The sequence below is a fragment of the Pseudomonas sp. PSB18 genome, from assembly GCF_014596565.1.
Lineage (GTDB): Bacteria > Pseudomonadota > Gammaproteobacteria > Pseudomonadales > Pseudomonadaceae > Aquipseudomonas.
On the sequence record NZ_NOIN01000006.1, the window covers coordinates 227,293 to 248,593 of the forward strand.

At 59.6% G+C, this 21,301-nt stretch carries 19 protein-coding genes and 2 pseudogenes; 7 read left to right on the top strand and 14 right to left on the bottom strand.

Features of this window, described 5'->3' with window-relative positions:
• Positions 1-135: 135 nt before the first annotated feature.
• A complete protein-coding gene (locus CGA22_RS16255) occupies positions 136-1,086 on the bottom strand; it encodes a GlxA family transcriptional regulator (RefSeq protein ID WP_041024346.1) in 951 nt (316 codons plus the stop codon).
• Between the two features lie 338 nt (positions 1,087-1,424).
• On the opposite strand from CGA22_RS16255, the gene CGA22_RS16260 reads away from it, so the two are divergent.
• Positions 1,425-2,147 carry a pirin family protein gene (locus tag CGA22_RS16260; RefSeq protein WP_041024347.1) on the top strand — a complete coding sequence of 241 codons (723 nt, stop codon included), beginning with the start codon at positions 1,425-1,427 and terminating at the stop codon, positions 2,145-2,147.
• A 100-nt stretch (positions 2,148-2,247) separates the two neighbouring features.
• Here the strand turns inward: CGA22_RS16260 and CGA22_RS16265 are convergent, their stop codons facing one another.
• The gene (locus tag CGA22_RS16265) at positions 2,248-3,276 is read right to left on the bottom strand and encodes a GlxA family transcriptional regulator (RefSeq protein ID WP_041024348.1); all 1,029 of its coding nucleotides are present in this window, start codon (positions 3,274-3,276) and stop codon (positions 2,248-2,250) included.
• A 251-nt stretch (positions 3,277-3,527) separates the two neighbouring features.
• On the opposite strand from CGA22_RS16265, the pseudogene CGA22_RS27510 reads away from it, so the two are divergent.
• Both CGA22_RS27510 and CGA22_RS27515 read left to right on the top strand, forming a co-directional pair.
• Positions 3,528-4,610, top strand: a pseudogene (locus tag CGA22_RS27510) (cache domain-containing protein); the annotation flags it as partial.
• Positions 4,611-4,934: 324 nt separating this feature from the next.
• Positions 4,935-5,471 (top strand): annotated as a pseudogene (locus CGA22_RS27515) (methyl-accepting chemotaxis protein); the annotation flags it as partial.
• Positions 5,472-5,520: 49 nt separating this feature from the next.
• Here CGA22_RS27515 and CGA22_RS16275 read toward each other — a convergent pair.
• The 4 genes from CGA22_RS16275 to CGA22_RS16290 all read right to left on the bottom strand — a co-directional run bounded on the left by CGA22_RS16275 (position 5,521) and on the right by CGA22_RS16290 (position 10,575).
• Complete coding sequence (locus CGA22_RS16275) at positions 5,521-7,173, bottom strand: AMP-binding protein (protein ID WP_041024350.1); 1,653 nt, start codon at positions 7,171-7,173, stop codon at positions 5,521-5,523.
• Positions 7,170-7,910 carry a nitroreductase gene (locus CGA22_RS16280; protein ID WP_041024351.1) on the bottom strand — a complete coding sequence of 247 codons (741 nt, stop codon included), beginning with the start codon at positions 7,908-7,910 and terminating at the stop codon, positions 7,170-7,172. The genes CGA22_RS16275 and CGA22_RS16280 overlap by 4 nt, the downstream gene beginning before the upstream one ends.
• A gap of 55 nt (positions 7,911-7,965) precedes the next feature.
• Entirely contained in the window at positions 7,966-9,309 is a 1,344-nt protein-coding gene (locus CGA22_RS16285; RefSeq protein WP_041024352.1) for an MFS transporter, read from the bottom strand.
• A 249-nt stretch (positions 9,310-9,558) separates the two neighbouring features.
• Positions 9,559-10,575: an AraC family transcriptional regulator gene (locus CGA22_RS16290; RefSeq protein ID WP_041024353.1), complete on the bottom strand. Its 1,017-nt coding sequence runs from the start codon at positions 10,573-10,575 to the stop codon at positions 9,559-9,561.
• 241 nt (positions 10,576-10,816) lie between these two features.
• On the opposite strand from CGA22_RS16290, the gene CGA22_RS16295 reads away from it, so the two are divergent.
• Complete coding sequence (locus CGA22_RS16295) at positions 10,817-11,284, top strand: MaoC/PaaZ C-terminal domain-containing protein (protein WP_041024354.1); 468 nt, start codon at positions 10,817-10,819, stop codon at positions 11,282-11,284.
• 44 nt (positions 11,285-11,328) lie between these two features.
• On the opposite strand, the gene CGA22_RS16300 is transcribed toward CGA22_RS16295, so the two are convergent.
• Together CGA22_RS16300 and CGA22_RS16305 are read right to left on the bottom strand one after the other, a co-directional pair.
• Complete coding sequence (locus CGA22_RS16300) at positions 11,329-11,934, bottom strand: dimethylsulfonioproprionate lyase family protein (protein WP_041024355.1); 606 nt, start codon at positions 11,932-11,934, stop codon at positions 11,329-11,331.
• A gap of 106 nt (positions 11,935-12,040) precedes the next feature.
• The gene (locus CGA22_RS16305; protein WP_041024356.1) at positions 12,041-12,943 is read right to left on the bottom strand and encodes a glycine betaine ABC transporter substrate-binding protein; all 903 of its coding nucleotides are present in this window, start codon (positions 12,941-12,943) and stop codon (positions 12,041-12,043) included.
• 288 nt (positions 12,944-13,231) lie between these two features.
• On the opposite strand from CGA22_RS16305, the gene CGA22_RS16310 reads away from it, so the two are divergent.
• Positions 13,232-15,268 (top strand): NADH:flavin oxidoreductase, encoded by a 2,037-nt coding sequence (locus CGA22_RS16310; RefSeq protein WP_041024357.1) that lies wholly within the window; start codon positions 13,232-13,234, stop codon positions 15,266-15,268.
• A 108-nt stretch (positions 15,269-15,376) separates the two neighbouring features.
• On the opposite strand, the gene CGA22_RS16315 is transcribed toward CGA22_RS16310, so the two are convergent.
• On the bottom strand, positions 15,377-16,162 hold the full coding sequence (locus tag CGA22_RS16315; protein ID WP_041024358.1) for a pyrroline-5-carboxylate reductase family protein: 786 nt from the start codon (positions 16,160-16,162) through the stop codon (positions 15,377-15,379).
• Positions 16,159-16,860 (bottom strand): TetR/AcrR family transcriptional regulator, encoded by a 702-nt coding sequence (locus CGA22_RS16320; RefSeq protein ID WP_041024359.1) that lies wholly within the window; start codon positions 16,858-16,860, stop codon positions 16,159-16,161. The genes CGA22_RS16315 and CGA22_RS16320 overlap by 4 nt, the downstream gene beginning before the upstream one ends.
• A 165-nt stretch (positions 16,861-17,025) precedes the next feature.
• Between CGA22_RS16320 and CGA22_RS16325 the strand changes: the two genes are divergently transcribed.
• A complete protein-coding gene (locus tag CGA22_RS16325) occupies positions 17,026-17,688 on the top strand; it encodes a class I SAM-dependent methyltransferase (RefSeq protein ID WP_041024360.1) in 663 nt (220 codons plus the stop codon).
• A gap of 19 nt (positions 17,689-17,707) precedes the next feature.
• Here CGA22_RS16325 and CGA22_RS16330 read toward each other — a convergent pair whose 3' ends face one another.
• Both CGA22_RS16330 and CGA22_RS16335 read right to left on the bottom strand, forming a co-directional pair.
• The gene (locus tag CGA22_RS16330; protein WP_052435194.1) at positions 17,708-18,046 is read right to left on the bottom strand and encodes a hypothetical protein; all 339 of its coding nucleotides are present in this window, start codon (positions 18,044-18,046) and stop codon (positions 17,708-17,710) included.
• Positions 18,047-18,510: 464 nt separating this feature from the next.
• On the bottom strand, positions 18,511-19,629 hold the full coding sequence (locus CGA22_RS16335) for an NADH:flavin oxidoreductase (RefSeq protein WP_041024361.1): 1,119 nt from the start codon (positions 19,627-19,629) through the stop codon (positions 18,511-18,513).
• 102 nt (positions 19,630-19,731) lie between these two features.
• On the opposite strand from CGA22_RS16335, the gene CGA22_RS16340 reads away from it, so the two are divergent.
• Complete coding sequence (locus CGA22_RS16340; RefSeq protein WP_041024362.1) at positions 19,732-20,106, top strand: winged helix-turn-helix transcriptional regulator; 375 nt, start codon at positions 19,732-19,734, stop codon at positions 20,104-20,106.
• A 28-nt stretch (positions 20,107-20,134) separates the two neighbouring features.
• Here the strand turns inward: CGA22_RS16340 and CGA22_RS27145 are convergent, their stop codons facing one another.
• Together CGA22_RS27145 and CGA22_RS16350 are read right to left on the bottom strand one after the other, a co-directional pair.
• The gene (locus tag CGA22_RS27145) at positions 20,135-20,272 is read right to left on the bottom strand and encodes a hypothetical protein (RefSeq protein WP_223194795.1); all 138 of its coding nucleotides are present in this window, start codon (positions 20,270-20,272) and stop codon (positions 20,135-20,137) included.
• A 240-nt stretch (positions 20,273-20,512) separates the two neighbouring features.
• Positions 20,513-21,247: an SDR family NAD(P)-dependent oxidoreductase gene (locus CGA22_RS16350; RefSeq protein WP_041024363.1), complete on the bottom strand. Its 735-nt coding sequence runs from the start codon at positions 21,245-21,247 to the stop codon at positions 20,513-20,515.
• Between the last annotated feature and the right edge of the window lie 54 nt (positions 21,248-21,301).

The following is a 21,301-nucleotide window of genomic DNA, read 5'->3' on the forward strand; positions in this document are numbered from 1 at the left end:
TCGGACGCGTCTGCCTCGGCTCTCTTGCATCCTTTCCAGAGGGTTCGCCGTTATCTTGGCAGCCCACGACCGGAGAACAATGCTGGCACAGGGTGCATGACGGACATCACGGTGCCCTGGACGGACACCGGAGGCTCAACTGAACTGCTGGCGATACTGTACGGGGGTCAGGCCGAGCTTTTCGCTGAACAGGGAACGCATGTGCCGGACGCTGCCGAACCCACTGCGAAACGCCACGGTCTTGAGGGGCAAGTCCGTGCTTTCCAGCAACTGACGGGCCCGGTCGATACGGGCTCCTTGCAGGAACTCCATCGGCGTCATCGTCACTTCGCGGGCGAACATCCGGGCGAAATGCCGCGGGCTCATGGAGGCCAGCGTCGCCATGCGCTCGACGGTGAACGGCTCTTCCAGGTGTTCCATCACATAATGCTGCACCCGGGTGATGGCCGACTCCTGAGACGCCACCGCCGCCACCAGGGGGCTGAACTGGGCTTGCCCGCCTTGCCGCTTCATGACCACCAGCAGTACCTTGGCCACATCCAGCGCGACTTTGCGGCCATGGTCCTGGGCGACGATGGCCAATGCCAGGTCGATGCCGGCGGTGACGCCGCCGGAGGTGAACAGGCGCCGGTCCTGCAGGAAGATCTTGTCGGTTTCCACCAATGCCTTGGGGAAACGCCGGATCAGGCGTTCGGTGTAATGCCAGTGCGTGGTGACGCGGTAGTCGTCGAGCAATCCCGCCTCACCCAGCACAAAGGCCCCAGTGCAAATGGAGCCGTAGCGCTTGGCCCGTTGCGTCGCGGCCCGCAGCCAGATGTGCAACCCCGGATGCCGATCGTTGTAGGCCCCCGGCCCGCCCGGCACCAGCAGTACATCATAGGCCGCCCAGGCCTGGTCGATATGCATGTCGGCTTCTACCGCCACACCGTTGGACGCCCGCAATGGGCCGCGCTCAGTGCCCAGAGTCAGCAATTGATAGCGTTGATCCGGCTCAAGATAGCGGTTGGCGATGGAAAACACCTCCATCGGCCCGGCCATGTCGAGTAGCAGAAAATCCGGGAACAGCACCATTGCAATGGTTTTCATCAGTTAACACGCCAAAAATCCAGAGGAACACAGCAAGCTCGCCTGATAAAACCTGTGGGAGCGAGCCTGCTCGCGATAGCGGTGGGTCAGCTTGCAGGGATGCTGACTGCATCAACGCCATCGCGAGCAGGCTCGCTCCCACAGGTCCGATTTAGTATCAGGCGCGGCTTCGACATCATGTTAACGCACCGCGCCGGCTGACAGGCCTGCTTATTGTCCACCTATAAGTGACAGTCTTTCGTTTTCCACCTACTTATTAAGCGATGGCATAACCATTAACCTTCTTCAGTCCCCGGCGAACGGCCAAAGCCGTCGCTCACTGAACCAGGAGAACTACCATGCTGACCCTTCGCAAAGCTGCGGACCGCGGAATCGCCCGTCACGGCTGGCTGACCTCGTTCCACACCTTTTCCTTCGCCAACTACCGTGACCTCAATCAACAAGGCTTCTCCGACCTGCTGGTCATCAACGACGACCGGGTCGCCGCCGCCAAGGGTTTCGGCCAGCACCCCCACCGGGACATGGAGATTTTTTCCTATGTGCTCGAAGGCGCGCTGGAACACAAAGACACCCTGGGTACGGGCTCGGTCATTCGTCCGGGGGATGTGCAATTGATGAGCGCCGGCAGTGGCGTAGCTCACAGCGAGTTCAACCACAGCGCGGATGAGCCAGTGCACTTCCTGCAGATCTGGATCGTGCCGAACGTCAGCGGCGCCAAGCCACGCTACCAACAGGAGCATTTCAGCGCCGGGCAGAAACGCGGTCGCCTGCAATTGATCATTTCGCCGGACGGCGCCGACGGTTCCCTTGAGGTGCGCCAGGATGCACGGGTCTATGCCGGGCTGTTCGATGGCAGCGAAAGCGCCACCCTGACATTGGCACCTGATCGCTATGCCTATGTGCATGTCGCCCGGGGCAACGTCGAACTCAATGGCGTGTCGCTACAGGAAGGCGATGGCGTCCGAGTGCGCAAGGAGCAAGTGCTGACCTTGAGCAACGGCCAGGATGCCGAGGTGCTGGTGTTCGATCTGCGGCCACAGGAACTGCCGCAGATGCCATGAGCCCCTCACCGGGGGAGCGAGCTTGCTTACGACAGTGGAATATCGGCCGGCATGGATGCAAGCCGGCTGATACCCCGCGAACACGTCGCTGCCCCGGCCCCTACTTTCGCCCAAACGTCGAACGATAGCTGCCAGGCGGAACGCCGAAAAAATCCCGGAAACGCCGTTGGAAATGCGGGGAGCTGACAAAGCCCGTCGCCACGGCGACTTCTGTCATCGATCGATTCGTCTGTTGGATGAGTTGGCGTGCCCGGGTCAGGCGCAATTCCAGGTAGTAACGGGTTGGGGTCGCACCGAGAAAGCTGCAGAAGCGCCGCTCCAGCTGACGCTTGGAAATCTTCACGCAGGCCGCCAGTTCATCGATGGTCAATGGCTCTTCGATGTTTTGCCACATCAACTCCAGCGCCAGCTTGAGGCTTTCCGGCAGCCTCGGGTCCGTCTCGACGAAGACCGGCGGCAAATCCGACGCATCGCCCGATTCGTCACACCGCAAAATTTCCTCGATGGCCCCCACCAGGGCCTCCCCTCCCGTCTGGCGGATCAACTGGAGCATCATGCGCAGCGAACTGTTTGCGCCGGCACAACTAACCCGTCCGCGGTCGACGACATAGGCCCGGCTCGATACCTTCACATGGGGGAAGACCTCCACCATCATCGCTCGGCTTTCCGGGTGAACGGCGCATTCGAAACCGTCCAGCAGGCTGGCGTCGGCAACGAAGAAAACCCCGTTCCACAGCCCTCCCAGTATCGCCCCCGATGCCGCATTGGCGCGCAGCTTGCGCCGCAGCAGGGGTACGCCTTGCAGCTTCACGCGAAAGCCCCCGGCGACGATGAGAACGTCCTGGTTTTCCGGCAATTGCGCCAGCTCGAGGTCGGTGGAAATGACAATCCCCAGGTCACTCGTCACCTGGCTCCCCGACACGCCGACCGTCAGAATCTCGTAGAGGGGCATGTCACACATCAGGTTGGCCGTTACCAGGGCATCCACCGCACCGGTGAAGGACATCATCGAGAAATTGTCCATCAACACGAACGCGACACGGGTGGGAGCCTGATCGACCCCCGGCGCGCCGAGTGGCCGATAAGCCATGTTCTTGTTTTTAAGTACGCTCTCGAATGCGCTTGGCATAGGGCCTCTTTCCTGAAGACGATCAGACTTGCGTCACTCTCGCATCTCAGGCAAGGGGCCATGGTGTGGGGAACGTCGCCATCGTGTGGATTAGCGACGCGGGACGCCTTTAAGTACCTGCGGCTCTAAAGTCTGCTCGCCTTTAGTCGATAGGCTGAGAGTAGACATGGGCGCTTTCTTTCCAGCACTCGCAACGTACACCGCCATTGTTTCCGCCGACCCAACACTTATAAATACCCGCGGGAGAAGTCATGAATATCAAACAGAAGCTGACATGGGCGTTCGCGACCATCGCCTGCCTTCCGGTCGTCCTGGTGGCGGTGCTCGTCGTGCTGAACCTGCGCGAAGCGGCAAAAACCAACTTCCTCGACAGCAGCGGCCGGGAAATCCGGCAGATCGACAATGGCATGAAGACGTTCTTCGATGGCATCAGTCAGAACGTCGAATTCTTCGCCAAGGACCCGCGGATCGTGGCGGCAAAGGACCTGAAAAACTATTCCGCCGCCGACGCTGCACAAACGCCACTCCCTGAAACCAATAAACAGCTCCTGGATATTTTCGACCGCTTCGCCAAGAGCCACCCGACCACTGCCTATCTTTCCGTGGGCCTTGCCGATGGCGGCTACGCCAGCTGGCCTGATGACCCCAAGATCTCCAACTACGACCCTCGCGTGCGCCCATGGTACAAGGCCGCCATCGCCTCGCCTGGCGTGACTGTGCGTACAGATGCCTATTACTGGGCGCCGGATGATATTTCGCTGATCGGCATCGTTCACACGGTGTCAGACGCTGCCGGCAAGCTGGTGGGCGTCGTCGGCCTCGACGTGTCGCTCAAGCAACTGACCGAACTGGTCAAGAACATCAAGCTGGGCGAAAGCGGCTACCTCATCCTCGTCGAGGGGAACGGCAACGTACTGGTGGATGCCCACGACGCCAAGCACAACTTCAAGCCCCTCGCCGACCTCGGCCCCAACTACGCGGCGCTGGCCAAGAGCAGCGATGGCATGACCCAGGTCGAGATCGATGGCGTGTCCTACATGGTCAACATCGTGACCTCCAAGACCCTGGGCTGGCGCTTCATCGGCCTGATCAAAAGCGACGAAGTCATGGCCGAAGCCTCCAGCCTGACCTGGTTGATCGCCATTATCGCGGCTGTACTGGCTGTGATCTTCGCCGTGGTCGGCGCCAGCTTCGCCAGCGTCATCGTGCGACCGATTCGCGGCGTTGCAAACGGCTTGCAGGAAATCGCCGAAGGTGAAGGCGACCTCACCCGTCAACTCTCCGTACAAGGCAAGGACGAAACGGCCACCCTAGCCAGCTGGTTCAACCAGTTCCTGGGTATGATTGCGCAGTTGGTACAGCGAATCGGCAGTGCTTCCTCCGATTTGCAAAGCGCTGCGGCCGACACCAGCGAAGTCGCCACCAACATGAACGAAGCCGCCGGCCGCCAGCGCCAGGCGGTGGAGCTGGTCAGTACCGCCTTCAATGAAATGGTCGCGACCGCCAACGAAGTGGCCCGCTCCTGCAGCCAGGCCGCCACCAGCGCGGACACCGGCTACCGTGACGTGCATGACGGCCAGCACCACATCGGCGAAGCCACCGGCAGCGTGCTGAAACTGAGCGAAGACCTGCAACAGTCGACCCAGACCATGCAGGCGCTCGAGCAGGACAGCAAGAACATCAACACCATCCTCGACACCATCCGCTCGATTGCCGAGCAGACCAACCTGCTGGCCCTCAACGCCGCCATCGAAGCCGCACGCGCCGGCGATCAGGGTCGCGGTTTCGCCGTGGTAGCCGATGAAGTGCGAGCCCTGGCACGGCGCACCGCCGACTCCACCGGCGAGATCGACAGCCTGCTCGGTAACCTGGCCCGCCGTACCCAGGAAGTGACCCAGCAGATGCAGAGCAGCCTGCAGGTGTCGCAAACCAGCGTGGAACGTATCCAGCAGGCCCGCGACAGTTTCGACAAGATCCGCAACTCGGTGGACTCGATTCGCGACCAGAACACTCAGATCGCCACCGCCGCCGAGGAACAGCACCAAGTGGCCGAAGACATCAACCGGCACATCGCGCAGATCCATGCCGATGCGCAGTTGGTCGAGGAATTTGCCCACTCGGCACAGACCGGTTCGGGCCGCCTGACGGACATTTCCGGTCAACTGAGAGGCTTGGTGGGACGGTTCAAGTTCTAAACAAAATTGCCTGAACGAGCCAGGGACGGCTCGCTCTATAGCCGAGGACTTACCCTCCCGACGCCAGTCGAATAATCGCTTCCCGACTTCCCGCTTGTTCGCGAAGAATGAATTTCTGGATTTTCCCGGTCGCCGTTTTCGGCAGTTCCATGAACACGACCCTGCGCGGGCACTTGAACCGCGCCAAACGTTCCTGGCAGAAGGCAATCAGTTCCGCTTCACCGGGCGGCGTTACGCCGACCTTGAGTTCGATGAACGCACAAGGCACCTCGCCCCATTTATCGTCGGGCTGAGCGACCACTGCCGCATGCAACACCGCCGGATGGCCATGAATCACGTCCTCGATTTCGATGGACGAGATATTTTCCCCACCCGAGATGATCACGTCCTTACAGCGATCAGTGATCTGTACATAACCATTCTCATGCACCACTGCGACGTCGCCCGTATGGAACCAACCGCCGCCAAACGCCTTTTCGTTTGCACGGGGGTTTTTCAGGTAGCCCATCATCACCGTATTGCCGCGAAGCAACAGTTCACCGGTGGTCCGGCCGTCGTGCGGGACAGGCTCGAAGGTCTCGGCATCCGCCACCATCAACCCTTCGAATGCGGCCGCTCGCGCGCCCTGGCGTACCCGAAGCGAGCTCTGCTCAGACGATGGGCGATCAGACCAATCGTCCTGCCATACGCAACTGACAGGCGTGCCACAGACCTCGGTGATCCCGTAGACGTGGTCAACATCGAAACCGAGCGAGACGACCGCATTCAATACCGCCGCGGGGGGTGGTGAACCAGCAGTCAATACCCGCACCGGAGACGCCAGCGGTGGTCGCGCCGTTGAGTTGGCAATCATCGCCATGACAATGGGCGCGGCACAGAAATGATCGATCCCATGTTGTTCGATGGCATCGAACACGGCGTCTGCAGAGACCTTGCGAAGGCACACATGCGTACCCGCCGCCGCCGTGATCGCCCAGGTAAAACACCATCCGTTGGCATGAAACATCGGGAGCGTCCACAAATAGCGCGGCGCTCTGGAGACCGGCCAGTTGGTGAGTTGCAGCATGCTCATCAGGTACGTTCCCCGATGACTGGCAACCACCCCTTTAGGGTCGCCGGTGGTGCCAGAGGTGTAATTGAGCGCGATGGGTTGCCATTCATCAGCCGGCCAAACGCCAGCAAACTCAGGATCGCCTTCATGCAGCAGCGACTCATAATCGATTTCACCGATCGCTGAGCCCACCGGCGCCAGATGATCGTTGATATCGACAACTATCGGGCGCTCCTCAAGCAGTTCGGTAGCCGCCCCGGCCAGCGCGGCAAATTCGCGATCGACAAAGAGCACCTTGCACTCCCCGTGACGAAGAATGAACGCCACGCCCTCTGCATCCAGCCGATAGTTGACGCAGTTCAGAACCGCGCCGGATAAAGGCACACCGTAATGCGCTTCGAACATCGCGGGCGTGTTAGGCGATAGAATCGAAACCGTGTCGCCCTTCCCGATTCCTCTGGCGACCAGTGCAGAGGCGAGGCGAAAGGCGCGGTCGCGGGTTTCAGCCCAGGTTCTGCGTAGATCGCCATGAATGACCGCAACCCGACTTGGGTGCACCAGTGCCGCGCGGTCCAGGAACCCAAGAGGCGTGAGAGGCAGATGGTTCGCAGGACTTCGGTCGAGACCGTACTCATAGGCTTCACGACTCATACCACTGACTCCTTATTATTGTGATGGAACGTTGCGAACGCGCTCACCGGCTCTCGATCAGTCACCAGGCTGTTTTCCAGGCTGGACTCGTCCGCATAGCCAAGGCTCATACCGCACACCAGCATCTGATCGGAGGGGATACCGAGTAACTCGGCAATCACTTGGTGATACTTCAAGAAGGCGGCTTGGGGACAGGTATGCAATCCTCTGCCACGGGCCGCGACCATCACGCTCTGCAGGAACATGCCGTAGTCGAGCAAACTCCCTTTCTGAAGCACTCGATCGATGGTGAACAGCAGGCCCACCGGCGCATCGAAAAATCGATAATTGCGACCGTGCTGCTGATGCATGCGTTGCTTGTCGCCCTTTTCAATACCCAGCAGGCCGTACAACTCCCACCCCACCTGTCTCTTCCTGTCGATGTAAGGCGTGACCCATTGGCGGGGGTAATACTCGTAGGCATCTTCAAGGCCAAGACTCGACGCCGGATCGTCATCGAGCTGGGCGATGACCTGGGACAGCTGGTCCTTGACCTCCCCCGTCACCACGTGGACCCGCCACGGCTGCATGTTCACGCCGGTGGGACAGAAACGAGCGATGTCGAGAATGGCTTCGACCTCTTCGAGCGGCACCGGGGTTGGCAAATAGGCCCTCATGCTGCGACGCGTGGTGATCGCCCAATCCACCGTTCGACTCAGCAATTCAGGCGAGAGTGGAGGTTGTGATAAGCGGTTCATGCTCTTTTCCCATGGGTGACGAATTCAGGAAAGCCTCGGCGTTTCAACCGTAGGGTCAGCCAGGCAGCGCAGCGGCCTTTCGCACGCGGGCCGAATCGGCGCGGGTCTGATTGATCAGGGAAACGGCGGCGGCGCCAATGAGACCGGCCAGGCTGATCGCCATGAAGTTCTGTTCGAGGGGCAACTTGATCGACACCAACCAGCCAATGAGCACCGGCGCGACGATGGCGCCGACACGGCCAACCCCGGAGGCGAAACCGACGCCGGTAGAGCGAATGGTCGAAGGGTAGAAATCGCCCGCATAGGCATACGCCAGAAGCTGCGTGCCCAGGGTCGATGCACCGACGATGAATACGACTGCAAATAACAGGCTCGTGGACCGGGTGTATCCCAACACCGTCAACGCGATTGCACCGATCAGATAAAACGCGACCAGTACATGCTTGATATTCAACTTGTCGCTGAGCCAACCGCCCCCGAGCGCACCCGCTATCGCCCCCACGTTGAAGACGATGACGAAGTTCAGCGCAGACCCGAGGCTGAACCCGGCCATGGCCATCAACTTGGTGAGCCAGGAGTTGAGTGCGTAGACCATGAACAGGCCGGTCATGAAAGCCGCCCAGATCATTACGGTGCTGAACCCTCGGCCGTCTCGAAAGAGATTTCGAACCGGCGCTTCCTGCTTGTCCAATACTTCCGCGTTGCCGGTCATGACCGCGTCGTCACTGATCACCAGCCCCGGATCGATTTTCCGGGCGATTGCACGCAGCTCGTCCTGGCGCCCCTTCTTGAGCAGATTCCCAATGGACTCGGGCATGGTTTTCAAGATGAAGGGGATCAAGAACACCGGCAGGCCCGCCACATAGAAAACCGACTGCCAGCCATGGCTTTCGATGAGTTGCTTGGCGGTCAGGGCCACCAGAATGCCCCCGACCGAATAGCCTGCGAACACCAGCGTCACCATGCGGGTACGCAACTTGATGGGAGAGAACTCGCCCATTTGCGCCGTACAGATCGGCAGGACGCCGCCAATGCCAAGACCGGCGATAAACCGCGCGGTGCTGAAACTGATCGGATCGTTCGTGAGGCCCGCCGCGGCGGTGAAAAGACTGAACAGCGCCACGCAGATGGCGACCATCCTCGGCCGACCGATGCGGTCTGCCAACGTCCCGAGGAAGATTGCCCCGAGCATGGTTCCGAACAGCGCGGAGCCGGCCATGACTCCCGCACTGGTCGGTTCAATGTTCATATCAGTCATGATGGCCGGCAATGCCGCGCCCACGACAGCCAGGTCATACCCATCGATAATCAGAATGAGCACGCACCAGAACAGGATAAGACCATGGAAGCGATTGAACCTTGAGTCGCCCGTGAGCGCATACACATTGACCGATTGCATAGGGTGTCTCCTTCGATCTTGTTCTTATTGGAGAAGTGCACAGGGGTTGCCGATCTGTTGGGCTACCTGTGACGCATCCTAGAATTCAAAATGAAGTTGGCCCATGCCCGAAGACATCGTTGTGAATGACCGATCCGGGCACCCGATGGACTTGCCAGTCAAGCCACAAACCGTGGAAGCAAAGCTTGTTCCCACGGGACTTGCACCGTTTGGTCTTTAACTGACTGGCATCAAGGCAAGTACAGGCCGCTAGGGAGCGGCGGGATTACTGCGATAGGCCCCTGGGCTGACGCCCGTCCACTTCTTGAAGGCGCGGTGAAACGCACTGGTTTCCTGAAATCCGGTGAGGGCCGCGACATCGCTCACACTCAGCTCAGCCCGGCTCAACAGGTTGATTGCCATGTCCCGCCGAAGATCGTCTTTCAGACGTTGATAGCTGGTGCCTTCGGCCTGGAGACGGCGCTGGAAGGTCGAGCTGGAGATTCGCAGGTCTTTGGCGATTGCATCCAACTCCGGCCAATCATCTGGGCCTTGCTCTCGCAGACGATGCCGAATCAAAGCACTCAGGCTTTCATCGTTGCGGTACTTCACCAAAAGATTGCCGGGCGCTTCGCGAAGAAAGGCGGACAGATGACTGTTGTTCTGGGCAATTTTCAGGCTCAGGAAACTACGGTCAAAGCGAATCCACGTCGTCGCCGAACCGTATTCGATGTCCGCACAAAAACGCATCCGGTAGTCGCTGTCGTCCTCTGGACGGGCGGGTCGAAAGCGCACTTCCTGCAACGGGATTCTCCTGTTGGCCAACCAACAAAGCAGGCCGTGCACCAGGATCAGCCAAGTGCCATAGGCAAATAGGCGGCGCTCGATCCCATGGTCATGAATGATGATCCGCGCCTCATCTCCCTCGATCTCCAGCGTCCCGTAGATGTCATCGAGAATGCTTCGAAGAAAAGCCAGGATGCGCTGTAAAGCGTGTTCCAGGGAACGGCATCCGATGACGGCATGGCACATCAGTTGGAAGCTTCCCCTGCGCATCGGATGACTATCGATTCCGAAAAACTCGTCATCCAACTGATCCGACAAGGCGATCCACAGACGGGAAAAGGCGGACGCCTCGACTCGCGCCTGCGGGGCGTTCAGAAGTTCAGGGTCAATACGGGCGAACTGCAGAATCGGTTGTACATCCAGGCCACGTTGAATCGCGCCGGACAACGCTTCACGTACCAATCCGATTGAAGTGGTCCCCTTGTATTGAGCCTGTGCCATCTTTTCTCCATAAAGCCATGTGCGGACGGGACTGCCTTCACCGGTCCGCGCTACGTGGCTTTGCCGGCGGGATCCTGGCTCGATCATAACCACGTTCGATTGCCCGCATTCCTCTGTCAATGTCCAAAACGTTCACTTGGGCTGAGGTATTTGAACATTGCCGCAGTCAAGTACGCTCTCCAAGATCAGGGGGACTTGTAAAGGACTCGTGGTTTGAAAAACAAATGAGGGGATTGACCCCATGACGCACGCAACGCTCTTCTGGGAAGACTTCAAGCCAGGCCATACATGGACGGCATCTCGGCCTGAAGCGATGAGTGAAGAAGAGATCATCGCCTTTGCCTTGGAGTATGACCCCCTGGACATGCACATTGACCCGGAGCAGGCTCGCAAAAGCCCCCTCGGCGTTCACTGTGCCAGCGGGATACAGACCTTCGCGATCGTGCAACGCCTCATGTGCGAGGTCTTGTACCTGCGGACCCGCATCGTCGCGGGTGGACAGTTCGATAAATTCCGGATGTTGTCCCCGGTGCTGCCGGGGGATGTGATCAGCATCGGCGCCAAGGTACTGACCTCAACCTCCCACCCCCGGAGAAATGACCGAGGCTGGGTTGTCCTGGCGGTTGAAGTGTTCACCGACAACCTTAGAAAAGTGCTCACCTACGAGGTGTCGGTGCTGATCATGCGCCGTGGATTCGAAGGCTGCTGATCCAGCGGTGACGTGCGAACGTCCGACTGGTCAGCAGCGAGGCATTAATGAATCAACCCCCAAAGCGCCAGGAGCGGCACGTTCGCCGACCTCATGGCATGGATGCACGATGGGGGATTGAACACAACGCCGCCAGCTCCGGGGCTCCACCAGCCGACGCCCTCCCGGTACCATTCGCCCGGCGAAAGCACGAGGTAGAACTCGGCCGGAGGATGCTGGTGAAAGGGGTAGCAGGTATCCGGCGCCATGATCGCCAAGCCCAAGGTCAGAGAAGGACACTCGAACAATCCCGTGGGGCCAGTGATCATCCCATGACGATGCCTCTGCACGAACGAATCGTCCTGGCCAGCCTGGGCCTGACGCTTGATCCAGGCGACATGGGGCAACAGGGGACTTAACGCATCCAGCACACCGTCCAGATGCTCGTGGGTCCTTGGTGCTGCATCGATTGCCAGGGACAAGTAGGGTTGCAGGCGTTTCGGCAGCGCATTCGAGGCATCCGACGGGGGTTTGTACGTCCATTGAGTCGCGTCGACGGAAGCGGCACAGGCCTGGGCGCCAGGACACGCGCTGTTCAACAGAAGCTTATGCAGCGATCGCTGGAGCAACTGCGCGCTTTCAATCAAATTCGCATTCAAGGGCGAAGCCATCGTTCCATTCCTTTCTGAGCCCGAAGTGGATTAGACACCGCTCACTCATCCAGCAGTGCCAACGGAAGACTGGTCTCGACCTCCTGCGAGTTCTGGACAGCCGCCGTCAGGGTTGAGCGGTTGTCGTGGAGGCCGTTTGATTGCCGAACATGGCCTCGAAGCGCGGCTTGTTGGCAGCATAGTATTCAGCCACCACCTTGTCGGCAGAACTGTCACGGGCGGTCGCCATCAACTTCTCAAGGTCAGCCTGAGGAATCTTGAAGTTGGCGAAGAATCGGGCAACGTCGGGATGTTCGGCACTGAAACCTTTGCGGGCAACCGCGTGGATCTGCTCAGCCCCGCCGAAAATCTGCTTCGGATCATCCAGATAGCGCAGCGACCACTTGGAGAACATCCAGTGCGGACTCCAGGCATTGATCAACGACCATTTGTCACGTTTGATATTACGGTCCAGCTCACTCAGCATGCCGGACTCCGAAGAGGCGACCATCTTGTAGCCATCGAGCTTGTATTCCTGGATGGCTTTCTCCGTGAGCTTGTACTGACCATTACCGACTTCGGAGGTGAGGATCTTGCCGCCAAGTTTTTCCCGCACTTCGGGCTTGTTGAGGTCTTCGACACTGGCGAGCTCACTGGTCGGAATGGACGTGGGCACCGCCATGCCGATTCGCCCTTCGTACAGTGAGCCGAGGTCTTCAAGCTTGTCTTTGTACTTGTCATAAAAAGACTTGTGGGTGCTTGGCAGCCAGACCATCGGAATCAGATCGATACTGCCGTTCGCCAACGCCTGGAACTGGATGCCGATATCGGCCAGGACCAATTTGACCGGTTGTTTCAGGTGGTCTCGCAGCGCCGTGTCTGCCAGCTTTACAGCGATTTCCGTATCCGACCAATTCACCCAGCCAATCCGGATGGGAGTGGGTTCCTCGGCTTGAGCCATCAGGCAACTGGACGCCATCGCCAGGCCGGCGAGCCATCCGATACTCGTTTTGCTGAATAACGTCATCATGATGCATCTCCGCGTCTGTATTAATCGTTATTGGCAGGGCAGCAGAAAGACTAATGCTCCCTCGTGAAGCGCAGTGGTCCTGCGCCTCCGAGGGAACGCTTGGATCTAGTTATGCAAATGATTCGCGCATTCAGGTCGTTCGACCGGGTTGCGAACCGATACTAGTCCCGGTTTTTTTGCCACGCAAGAGAAATGTACACGTGTGTCACACACTGTTGACACACATGAACATTGAACATACGGTTATGTCAAAACCAGCCTGATGTTCTGTTCCCGGAGCGCAACACCATGTCCAGCGATCCCTTGCTGCAGCCCTATACGATCAAACACCTGACGCTCAAGAACCGGATCATGACCACCTCCCATGAGCCGGCCTACCCTGTCGACGGCATGCCCAAGGAACTGTATCGGGCGTACCACGTTGAACGGGCAAAGGCCGGCGTGGCGCTGACCATGACCGCAGGCTCCGCCGCGGTTTCCCGCGACAGTCCGCCGGTGTTCAACAACGTGCTGGCCTACAAGGACGAAGTGGTCAAATGGATGAAGGACCTGACCGACGAATGCCATGAGCATGGCGCGGCGGTGATGATTCAACTGACCCACTTGGGGCGGCGTACGCGCTGGGACAAGGCTGATTGGCTACCCGTGGTCTCGCCTTCACACCGTCGTGAAGCGTCACACCGGTCTTTCCCGAAAAAACTGGAAGACTGGGACATCGACCGCATCATCAAGGATTACGTGGATGCCGCCGAACGCATGAAAGCCGCCGGGCTGGATGGCCTCGAACTGCAAGCCTACGGACACCTCATGGATCAGTTCTGGTCACCATTGACCAATGACCTTGACGGCCCCTACGGCGGCTCGCTGGAGAACCGCTTGCGCTTTACCTTCGACGTCCTGCGCGGCATCCGCCAGCGTTGCGGCGAAGATTTCCTGCTGGGCGTTCGCTACACCGGCGATGAAGACTTGCCCGGTGGCTTCGGTGCGAGCGACGGCATCCAGATCTCGCACATGCTCAAGGACAGCGGCCTGGTCGACTTTCTCAACGTCGTTCGCGGCCACATCGACACCGATGCCGGCCTCACCGATGTGATTCCGATCCAGGGCATGCGCAACTCCCCGCACCTGGATTTTGCCGGCGAGATCCGCTCGGCCACCGGCTTCCCCACCTTCCATGCCGCGAAGATTCCCGACGTTGCCACGGCCCGCCATGCCATCGCCTCAGGCAAGGTGGACATGATCGGCATGACCCGTGCGCACATGACCGATCCGCACATCGTGCGCAAAATCATCGAGAAGCGCGAAGAAGAGATTCGCCCCTGCGTCGGTGCCAACTACTGCCTGGACCGCATCTATCAGGGCGGTGCCGCGTACTGCATTCACAACGCCGCCACCGGGCGTGAAACCACCATGCCCCACGAGATATCCAAGGCACCGACCAAGCGCAACGTGGTGGTGATCGGCACCGGCCCGGCGGGGCTGGAAGCAGCACGGGTGGCCGGCGAACGTGGCCACGACGTCACGGTGTTCGAGGTGGCCGATCAACCTGGTGGCCAGATCCGCCTGACGGCGCAGAGCGAGCGCCGCCGCGAGATGATCAGCATCATCGACTGGCGCATGGCGCAATGCGAACGACTGGGCGTGAAATTTCGATTCAACACCTGGGCCGAGGCCGAGACGGTACTGGCGGAAAACCCGGACGTGGTGATCGTCGCCACCGGTGGCTTGCCGCACACCGAAGTGCTCAAGCACGGCAATGAACTGGTGGTGTCCACCTGGGACATCATTTCCGGCGACGTGAAACCCGGTCAGAACGTGCTGATCTTTGACGACGCGGGCGACCACGCGGCGCTGCAGGCGGCCGAGGTCATCGCCAACAGCGGGGCGAAACTGGAGATCGTCACACCGGACCGTTCGTTCGCGCCCGAGGTAATGGCGATGAACCTGGTGCCCTACATGCGCAGCCTGCAAGACCTGAACGTCACCTTTACCGTCACCTATCGGGTCGACTCCGTGGAAAAACGCGACGGGCAATTGGTGGCGAGTTTCGGCAGCGATTATGGCCAGGTGCACAAACAAAGGGTGGTCGATCAGGTGGTGATCAACCACGGCACCCTGCCCCTCGACGACCTGTACTTTGAGCTGCGTCCCCATTCGCGCAACAACGGTGCGGTGGAACAGCATGATCTGATCGCCGGGAAAACCCAGAACATCGTGACCAACCCCGAGGGCCGTTTCCAGTTGTTCCGGATCGGCGACGCCGTGTCGGCGCGTAATACCCATGCCGCCATCTACGATGCGCTGCGGTTGCTCAAGGACATTTGAGGTCGTGCCCCTGGCGTCAAGCACTAGGAGCTTGCTGCGCAGTCCAGCGGGAGCAAGCTCCCTCGCCACGAGAAGTGGTTTTGTGGCGAGGGACCTGAAATAGCCCCATCAGGCATGAAGCCCTTTTCGGGCAACCGCGGCGCCGGCTTGCAATGCCCGGCCGACATGCTCCTCGAAGCGACTGTCGATCATTGATTGCAACGCTGCGGCCGTAACACCTCGATAGGCGACCAAGGTGTCGATCATCTCCTGCGCATCGTGGCTTCGCAGGAGCTGGCTGCTATTGACCACGACGTTCCTTGCAGCCAATTGCGCAATATCGGCAGGCAGGCCGGCGGCCACCGCCTGGTTGGTCAACGCCGTCATCAGCAAGGCCGGCAAGGCAGGACCGGTGCCCGACAGCGCAGACAGGTAGTCGATGAAGCTTTCTTCCCGGACCTCAGCCGCAATGCCCACAGATTCGAACAGCCGCTGCATCAGCGCCTTCGTCGCCTCACTCACCGCCCCCCAACAAAACCACGGCGTAAAGGATTGCCGGATTTCCACCGCCGCGTTGGGCATCGCCCGCACGACCGCCAAAGCCGAGGTCTGTGCGGCAATCGCCTGCGCCGTGATCCCAGCCATCAGGGAAACGACGATCTTGCCTGTCGCGTCAATGCCCAGGCTGGCGAAATGCTCGGGGCGTACCGCGATGATGACCACGTCGCTGCGCGTCACCAGCGCCTGGTTGTCCGTGACCAGGCAAACGCCTTGTTGCGCCAACGGATGACTGCCTGAGCGATTTGAAATGATCAGATTGCCAGCCGGTAACAGGGACTTCGCCATGACCGCTTGGGCAATCGCCCCGCCCAACCAACCCGTTCCGCCGATGATACCGAGCGTTTCGCTGATCACTTTGCCGAGACCTCTTCGAAAGTGTCCGTCAAGGGAACGAAAACCCCAGGTTCTTTCTCGGCGTAGCCGAACTTCCCATAGAAACGATCCAGCTCGCGCTGCTTGGGGACCTTGCCGGTGAAAATGCTGACGTAATGAGGAATGCGCTCGAAGCGCGTAGTGATCAGCTCACTGGTGTTCATGCTGATATAGCCGATCTGGGTCAGGTAAATCGTTCGGGCCCGGGTGTCGGCACCCTGGCTGTCGTAGCCAAAACGCTTGAACATGCTCGCCAGGGCGCTGATCCGCTGTTCGTCCACCGTCGCGACCTCCTGGGCCACCTCAGCCGACTGCAGTGCCCAACTGCGCACGGCAAACTCGAATTGCGAATCGAACAATCGCGGGTTGAGCCAACACTCGAAGACATTCAGGATCGCTTCGGAAATGCTCTCCGCATAGCTTTCGCTCTGCCGGATCAGGCCTCCCGTGTTGGTCTCGCGCCAACGGGAAAGCAAGGCGGCCAACAACTGCTCACGGTCTTCGAAAAACCAGTAGAAACTGGTTCGCGACAGGCCGAGGCGTTTGGCGAGCGGCATGACCCGGACAGCGTCGATACCCGACTCCTTCAAGGCATCGTAAGCGGCCTCCAGCCAACCCTCCGGCGACCCGCGCCAACCGGTGTCCTGCGCTTTGCCACGGGCCTTACCCAACTGGGACATCTCGCTCACCTTATAAAAAACGTGAGTTGAATGTACCCTGCCGCCCCGAGAATGTACACCGAAGTACATTTTGTCGACTTGTCGGTCGAAGTGAAGCCGAACCCAAGATAAAGCGACTGGAGAACGTATTCTATTCTTGTATTCAGGCCTCCACCGGACACCGACATGCCCACCCATGAATCAGAGCTCCTTCAAAGCTGGCAGCACAACGCCCTGGCCTGGATCGATGCCGTCCGCACCGGCGCCATCGAAAGCCGGCGCGAAGTCACCGACCAGGCCATCCTGCTGGCAGTACTCGGTCGCCAACCCGAGCGCGTGCTCGACCTGGGCTGCGGTGAAGGCTGGTTATTGCGGGCCCTGGCTGGGCGAGGCATCCAGGCCGTTGGGGTGGATGGCGATGCCACGCTGGTGGCGTCAGCACAAGCGGCCGGCTCTTCGCCCGTGTACCTGGCCAGCTATGAAGCGCTGGAGCAAGCGAAGGTGGATATCGGCAGCGACTACGACCTGATCTGCGCCAACTTCGCCCTGTTGCACCAGGACATCATCCCCCTGCTCACCGCCCTGAAAGCCCTGCTCGTCCCTGGCGGCGCCCTGGTGATCCAGACCTTGCATCCCTGGGTCGCCGCCGCGGGCGACTATCAGGATGGCTGGCGGCAGGAGCACTTCAACGGCTTCGAGGGACAATGGCAGCCCATGCCGTGGTACCTGCGCACCCTGCCCAGCTGGTTCAATGCCCTGGACATGGCCGGCTTTCGGCTGACGGGCCTGCAGGAACCGCAACACCCTCAGCGTGCGGTGCCGCAATCATTGTTGCTGGTGGCTGAATGAGGGCCGCCGATGCGCGGGATTACTTCGGCGCATAATCCTTGCACATACCCTGCGCGGCACCAGCCAATGGCGAGTTGACGAGGTTATTCGCCATGCTCATCACTTGGAATTTATAAGCCGGATCGGATTTTATCTTTCTGACTTGCGCCTTGGTCGCTTCGTCGATCCTAGGATCAGCGGCCATGGCATTCTCCACGTCACCGTTCAGGCCAGGGTTGGTTTTGTTGCACACCTGCTCCATGGCAACCATGGCGACCAGGCCCTGATGCTTTTCATCCTGCTGATTCGCGAAGACGCCGCCAGCAAAACCCATCCCTGCCAGGCACAGTGAAAGTGTGGACATCCTTAACGACGACATTCAAACGCTCCTTGATCATAGAACCCAGGCCATCTGTCGGCCAAAACAGGCGAACTTTATCACGCTGTTTCGCGAACATCGTTACAGGTCGCAATAGGTTTTTCGAAGCAGAATCGACCCTTTGGGCAAGCTCCGCCGTACCACAATTCAAGCGCCCGAGGGTGAACATACGTTCATCCCAATCATGATCAAACGCGTCTACCCTGCGGGTTACAACATAGTGACTACAGGAGTACCCACCATGTTCTCGCACGAAAGCCCCCCTTTGATCCTAATGTTCGTCATCTTGCTGCTGTGTTTGCTTACGGCTGTTCTACACCCGGTTCACGCCTTCTTTGGTTGGGTTCGGAGGCGTAAGGGAAGATCAGCCGCCGATAGCTTGCAAGAGGTGGATTCTCGCTGAATGCTTTTCCAGAAAAGCCCGGCAGAGTCCGGGCTTTTTACTGTCCTCTTTGCAATAGGGCTTAAATCAATTCGGCCAGAGAGGCTGGATTGAAGCCCTTCAGATCGGTGTAATCGGCATTTTCCACTTTGGCGACCCAATCCTGGTCACTCAGCAGAACACGCCCCACAGCGATCAGATCAAACTCTTCGCGCTCCATGCGCTCGACGAGTCGATCCAGGCTCGCAGGGGTTGATCCCATGCCGGCGAAAGCGTTAGTGACATCATTATCCAGCCCAACCGAGCCGACGCTGATGGTTGTGGCGCCAGTGACCTTCTTCGCCCAACCCGCGCAGTTCAGCCCGTTCTCACCGTCGATTTCGGGGAACTCAGGTTCCCAGAAGCGCCGCTGCGAGCAATGCAGAACATCGACACCGGCCTCGACCAACGGCAGCAGCCAGTCTTCCATCAAGGCCGGGGTCTCAGCGAGGCGTACGCTAAAGTCCTGCTGCTTCCATTGGCTAACCCGCATGATGATCGGGAACTCGGGACCGACCGCATGACGAACGGCCGACACGATCTCCGCGGCAAAGCGGGAGCGCTCCTTGATCGTCGGTCCGCCGTAACGATCGGTGCGCCGGTTGGTACCCGACCAGAAGAACTGATCGATCAGATAACCATGAGCCCCGTGGATCTCCACCGTGTCGAAACCCAGGCGTTTGGCATCCGCCGCGGCCCTGGCGAATGCCGCAACCGTGTCTGCAATGTCCTCTTCGCTCATCGCCACACCACGCGGGTCATTTGGCGAATCGAGACCGGATGGGCTTTCGACGGGAGCATCGGGCTCCCAGCCGTTGACGTTACGCACGGCACCGGTGTGCCAGATCTGCGGCCCCATACGACCACCCGCATGGTGAACCGCGTCAATCACGTTCTTCCATCCGGCCAGCGCGGCATCGCCGTGGAAAAAAGGAATGTTGGCATCGTTACGCGAAGCGGGCCGATCAACGACGGTCCCTTCCGACAAGATCAACCCAACCCGCCCCTCAGCCCGCCGCCGGTAATACGCGGCACTCCCCTCGCCGGGAACCCCCTCCGGCGAAAACTGCCGGGTCATCGGCGCCATGACAATCCGGTTTTTCAGCTCAAGCGACCGGATGGAAAAAGGACGGAATAAAATGCTGGTATCAAGGTTTGCCATTGGATGGACTCGGTTTGCTTTTGGAAGCCACATAAGTATATTTTGTAAACCAAATGTCAATTAGGCACCTAGAGTCGCCTAGGTATCTTCGAGGAAACCTCAATGCTGGAATTGAAGCCGCAATGTTTCTCGTCGGAGTGCCCAAGTCGGGCACTGTTCGACCAGATTGCAGATAAGTGGTCAATGATGGTCCTGGCGGTGCTCGATGACGGGCCGCATCGCTTCAACGCCATCAAGCGCCGCTTGGAAGGTGTCACGCAGAAGGCGCTTACCCAGTGCCTGCGGCGGTTGGAACGTAATGGCCTCGTCTCGCGCAAGGTCATTTCGTTCTCGCCCGTAGCGGTGCAGTACGAGATCACCCCGCTGGGGCGAACCTTGCAGGAGCCGCTTCGTGAACTGCATAAGTGGACGCTTGATAAATTGCCTGAGGTGGAGGCGGCGCGGTCGAAGTTTGATGAGGTTGCGGAGATGAGTTGATCTAGCCGTTCCGCCGTGAGCGGATCCATCAATCGAACTTGACCAGGTCCTTGAAGATCAGTTGCCCCCAGCTATTTCCGCGTGCCTGCACAAGCAGCCCACCTTCAGAAAGCCCGCCAAGGTTGATCGGCGAGAAACCGAGATGTTCGGCAAGCGGCGCCGTCATCGTCGCTGGCCAGGAACACGACTCTCCTGCCACCCGCTACGGCCGGGTCTTGGTCAAGAACGGCAGCGACCAGATGGTTGAAGCTCTTGACCAGTCTTGCACCTGTGGGCAAACGCCTTGGCAAGCGCCTGGCCGAGTTTGCCGAGGCCGATAATTGCGTAGCTCATAAGAATCTCCTTTGGTTTACCACGCCCTGCGGGCTCCGAAGATGGCATGGAGTGACCGCTCGGACGTAGCGAATCAGATTTGCGCCAGACCGCCGTCGACGGCGACCTCACTGACGGTCATGAAACTGCTGTCCTGGGACGCGAGAAACGCGGCTGCCGCTCCGATCTCCGCCGGATCGGCCATGCGTTGGAGCGGATTCATCGAGGCGAAGACCTTCATGCCTTCCTCGCCTAACGCTGTCTTCGCGAGTTCAGTCGCGGTCGGCCCGGGCGACAACACATTGACCCGGATACCGGTGCCCTTCAGGTCTTCCGCCCAAGTCCGCGCCAGGTTGCGCACTGCCGCCTTGCTTGCGCTGTAGACGCTGAATGCCGGAGCGCCCGTGGTACCGGCGCTCGATCCGGTCAGGATGATCGAACCGCCCTGCCCCATCAGCGGCAACGCCTTCTGGACCGTGAAGATCAAGCCCTTTACGTTGGTCTCGAAGGTTTCGTCAATGTGCTCGGCGGTGATCTTGCCGAGCGCAAGCGGGCTTCCCGCCCCGGCATTGGCGAAGACAATGTCGAGGGTTCCGCGCTCGGCCTTTACCACCGCGTAGAGCCGATCGAGGTCGTCCGGATCGGATACCGAGCCCTGCACCGCGCGAGCATTGGACCCGAGGTCAGCCATCGCGGCGTCGAGCGCTTCCTGGCGGCGACCGAAAATGAAGACGAAGGCACCTTCCTCGATGAAACGCTTCGCTGCGGCGAGGCCGATACCGGTAGCGCCACCGGTGATCACTGCGGTCTTTCCATTCAGTCTGGTCATGATGTGCATCCTTCGTTGGTTGTACCCAAGCAGGAAATTGCTTGCTTGAGACGA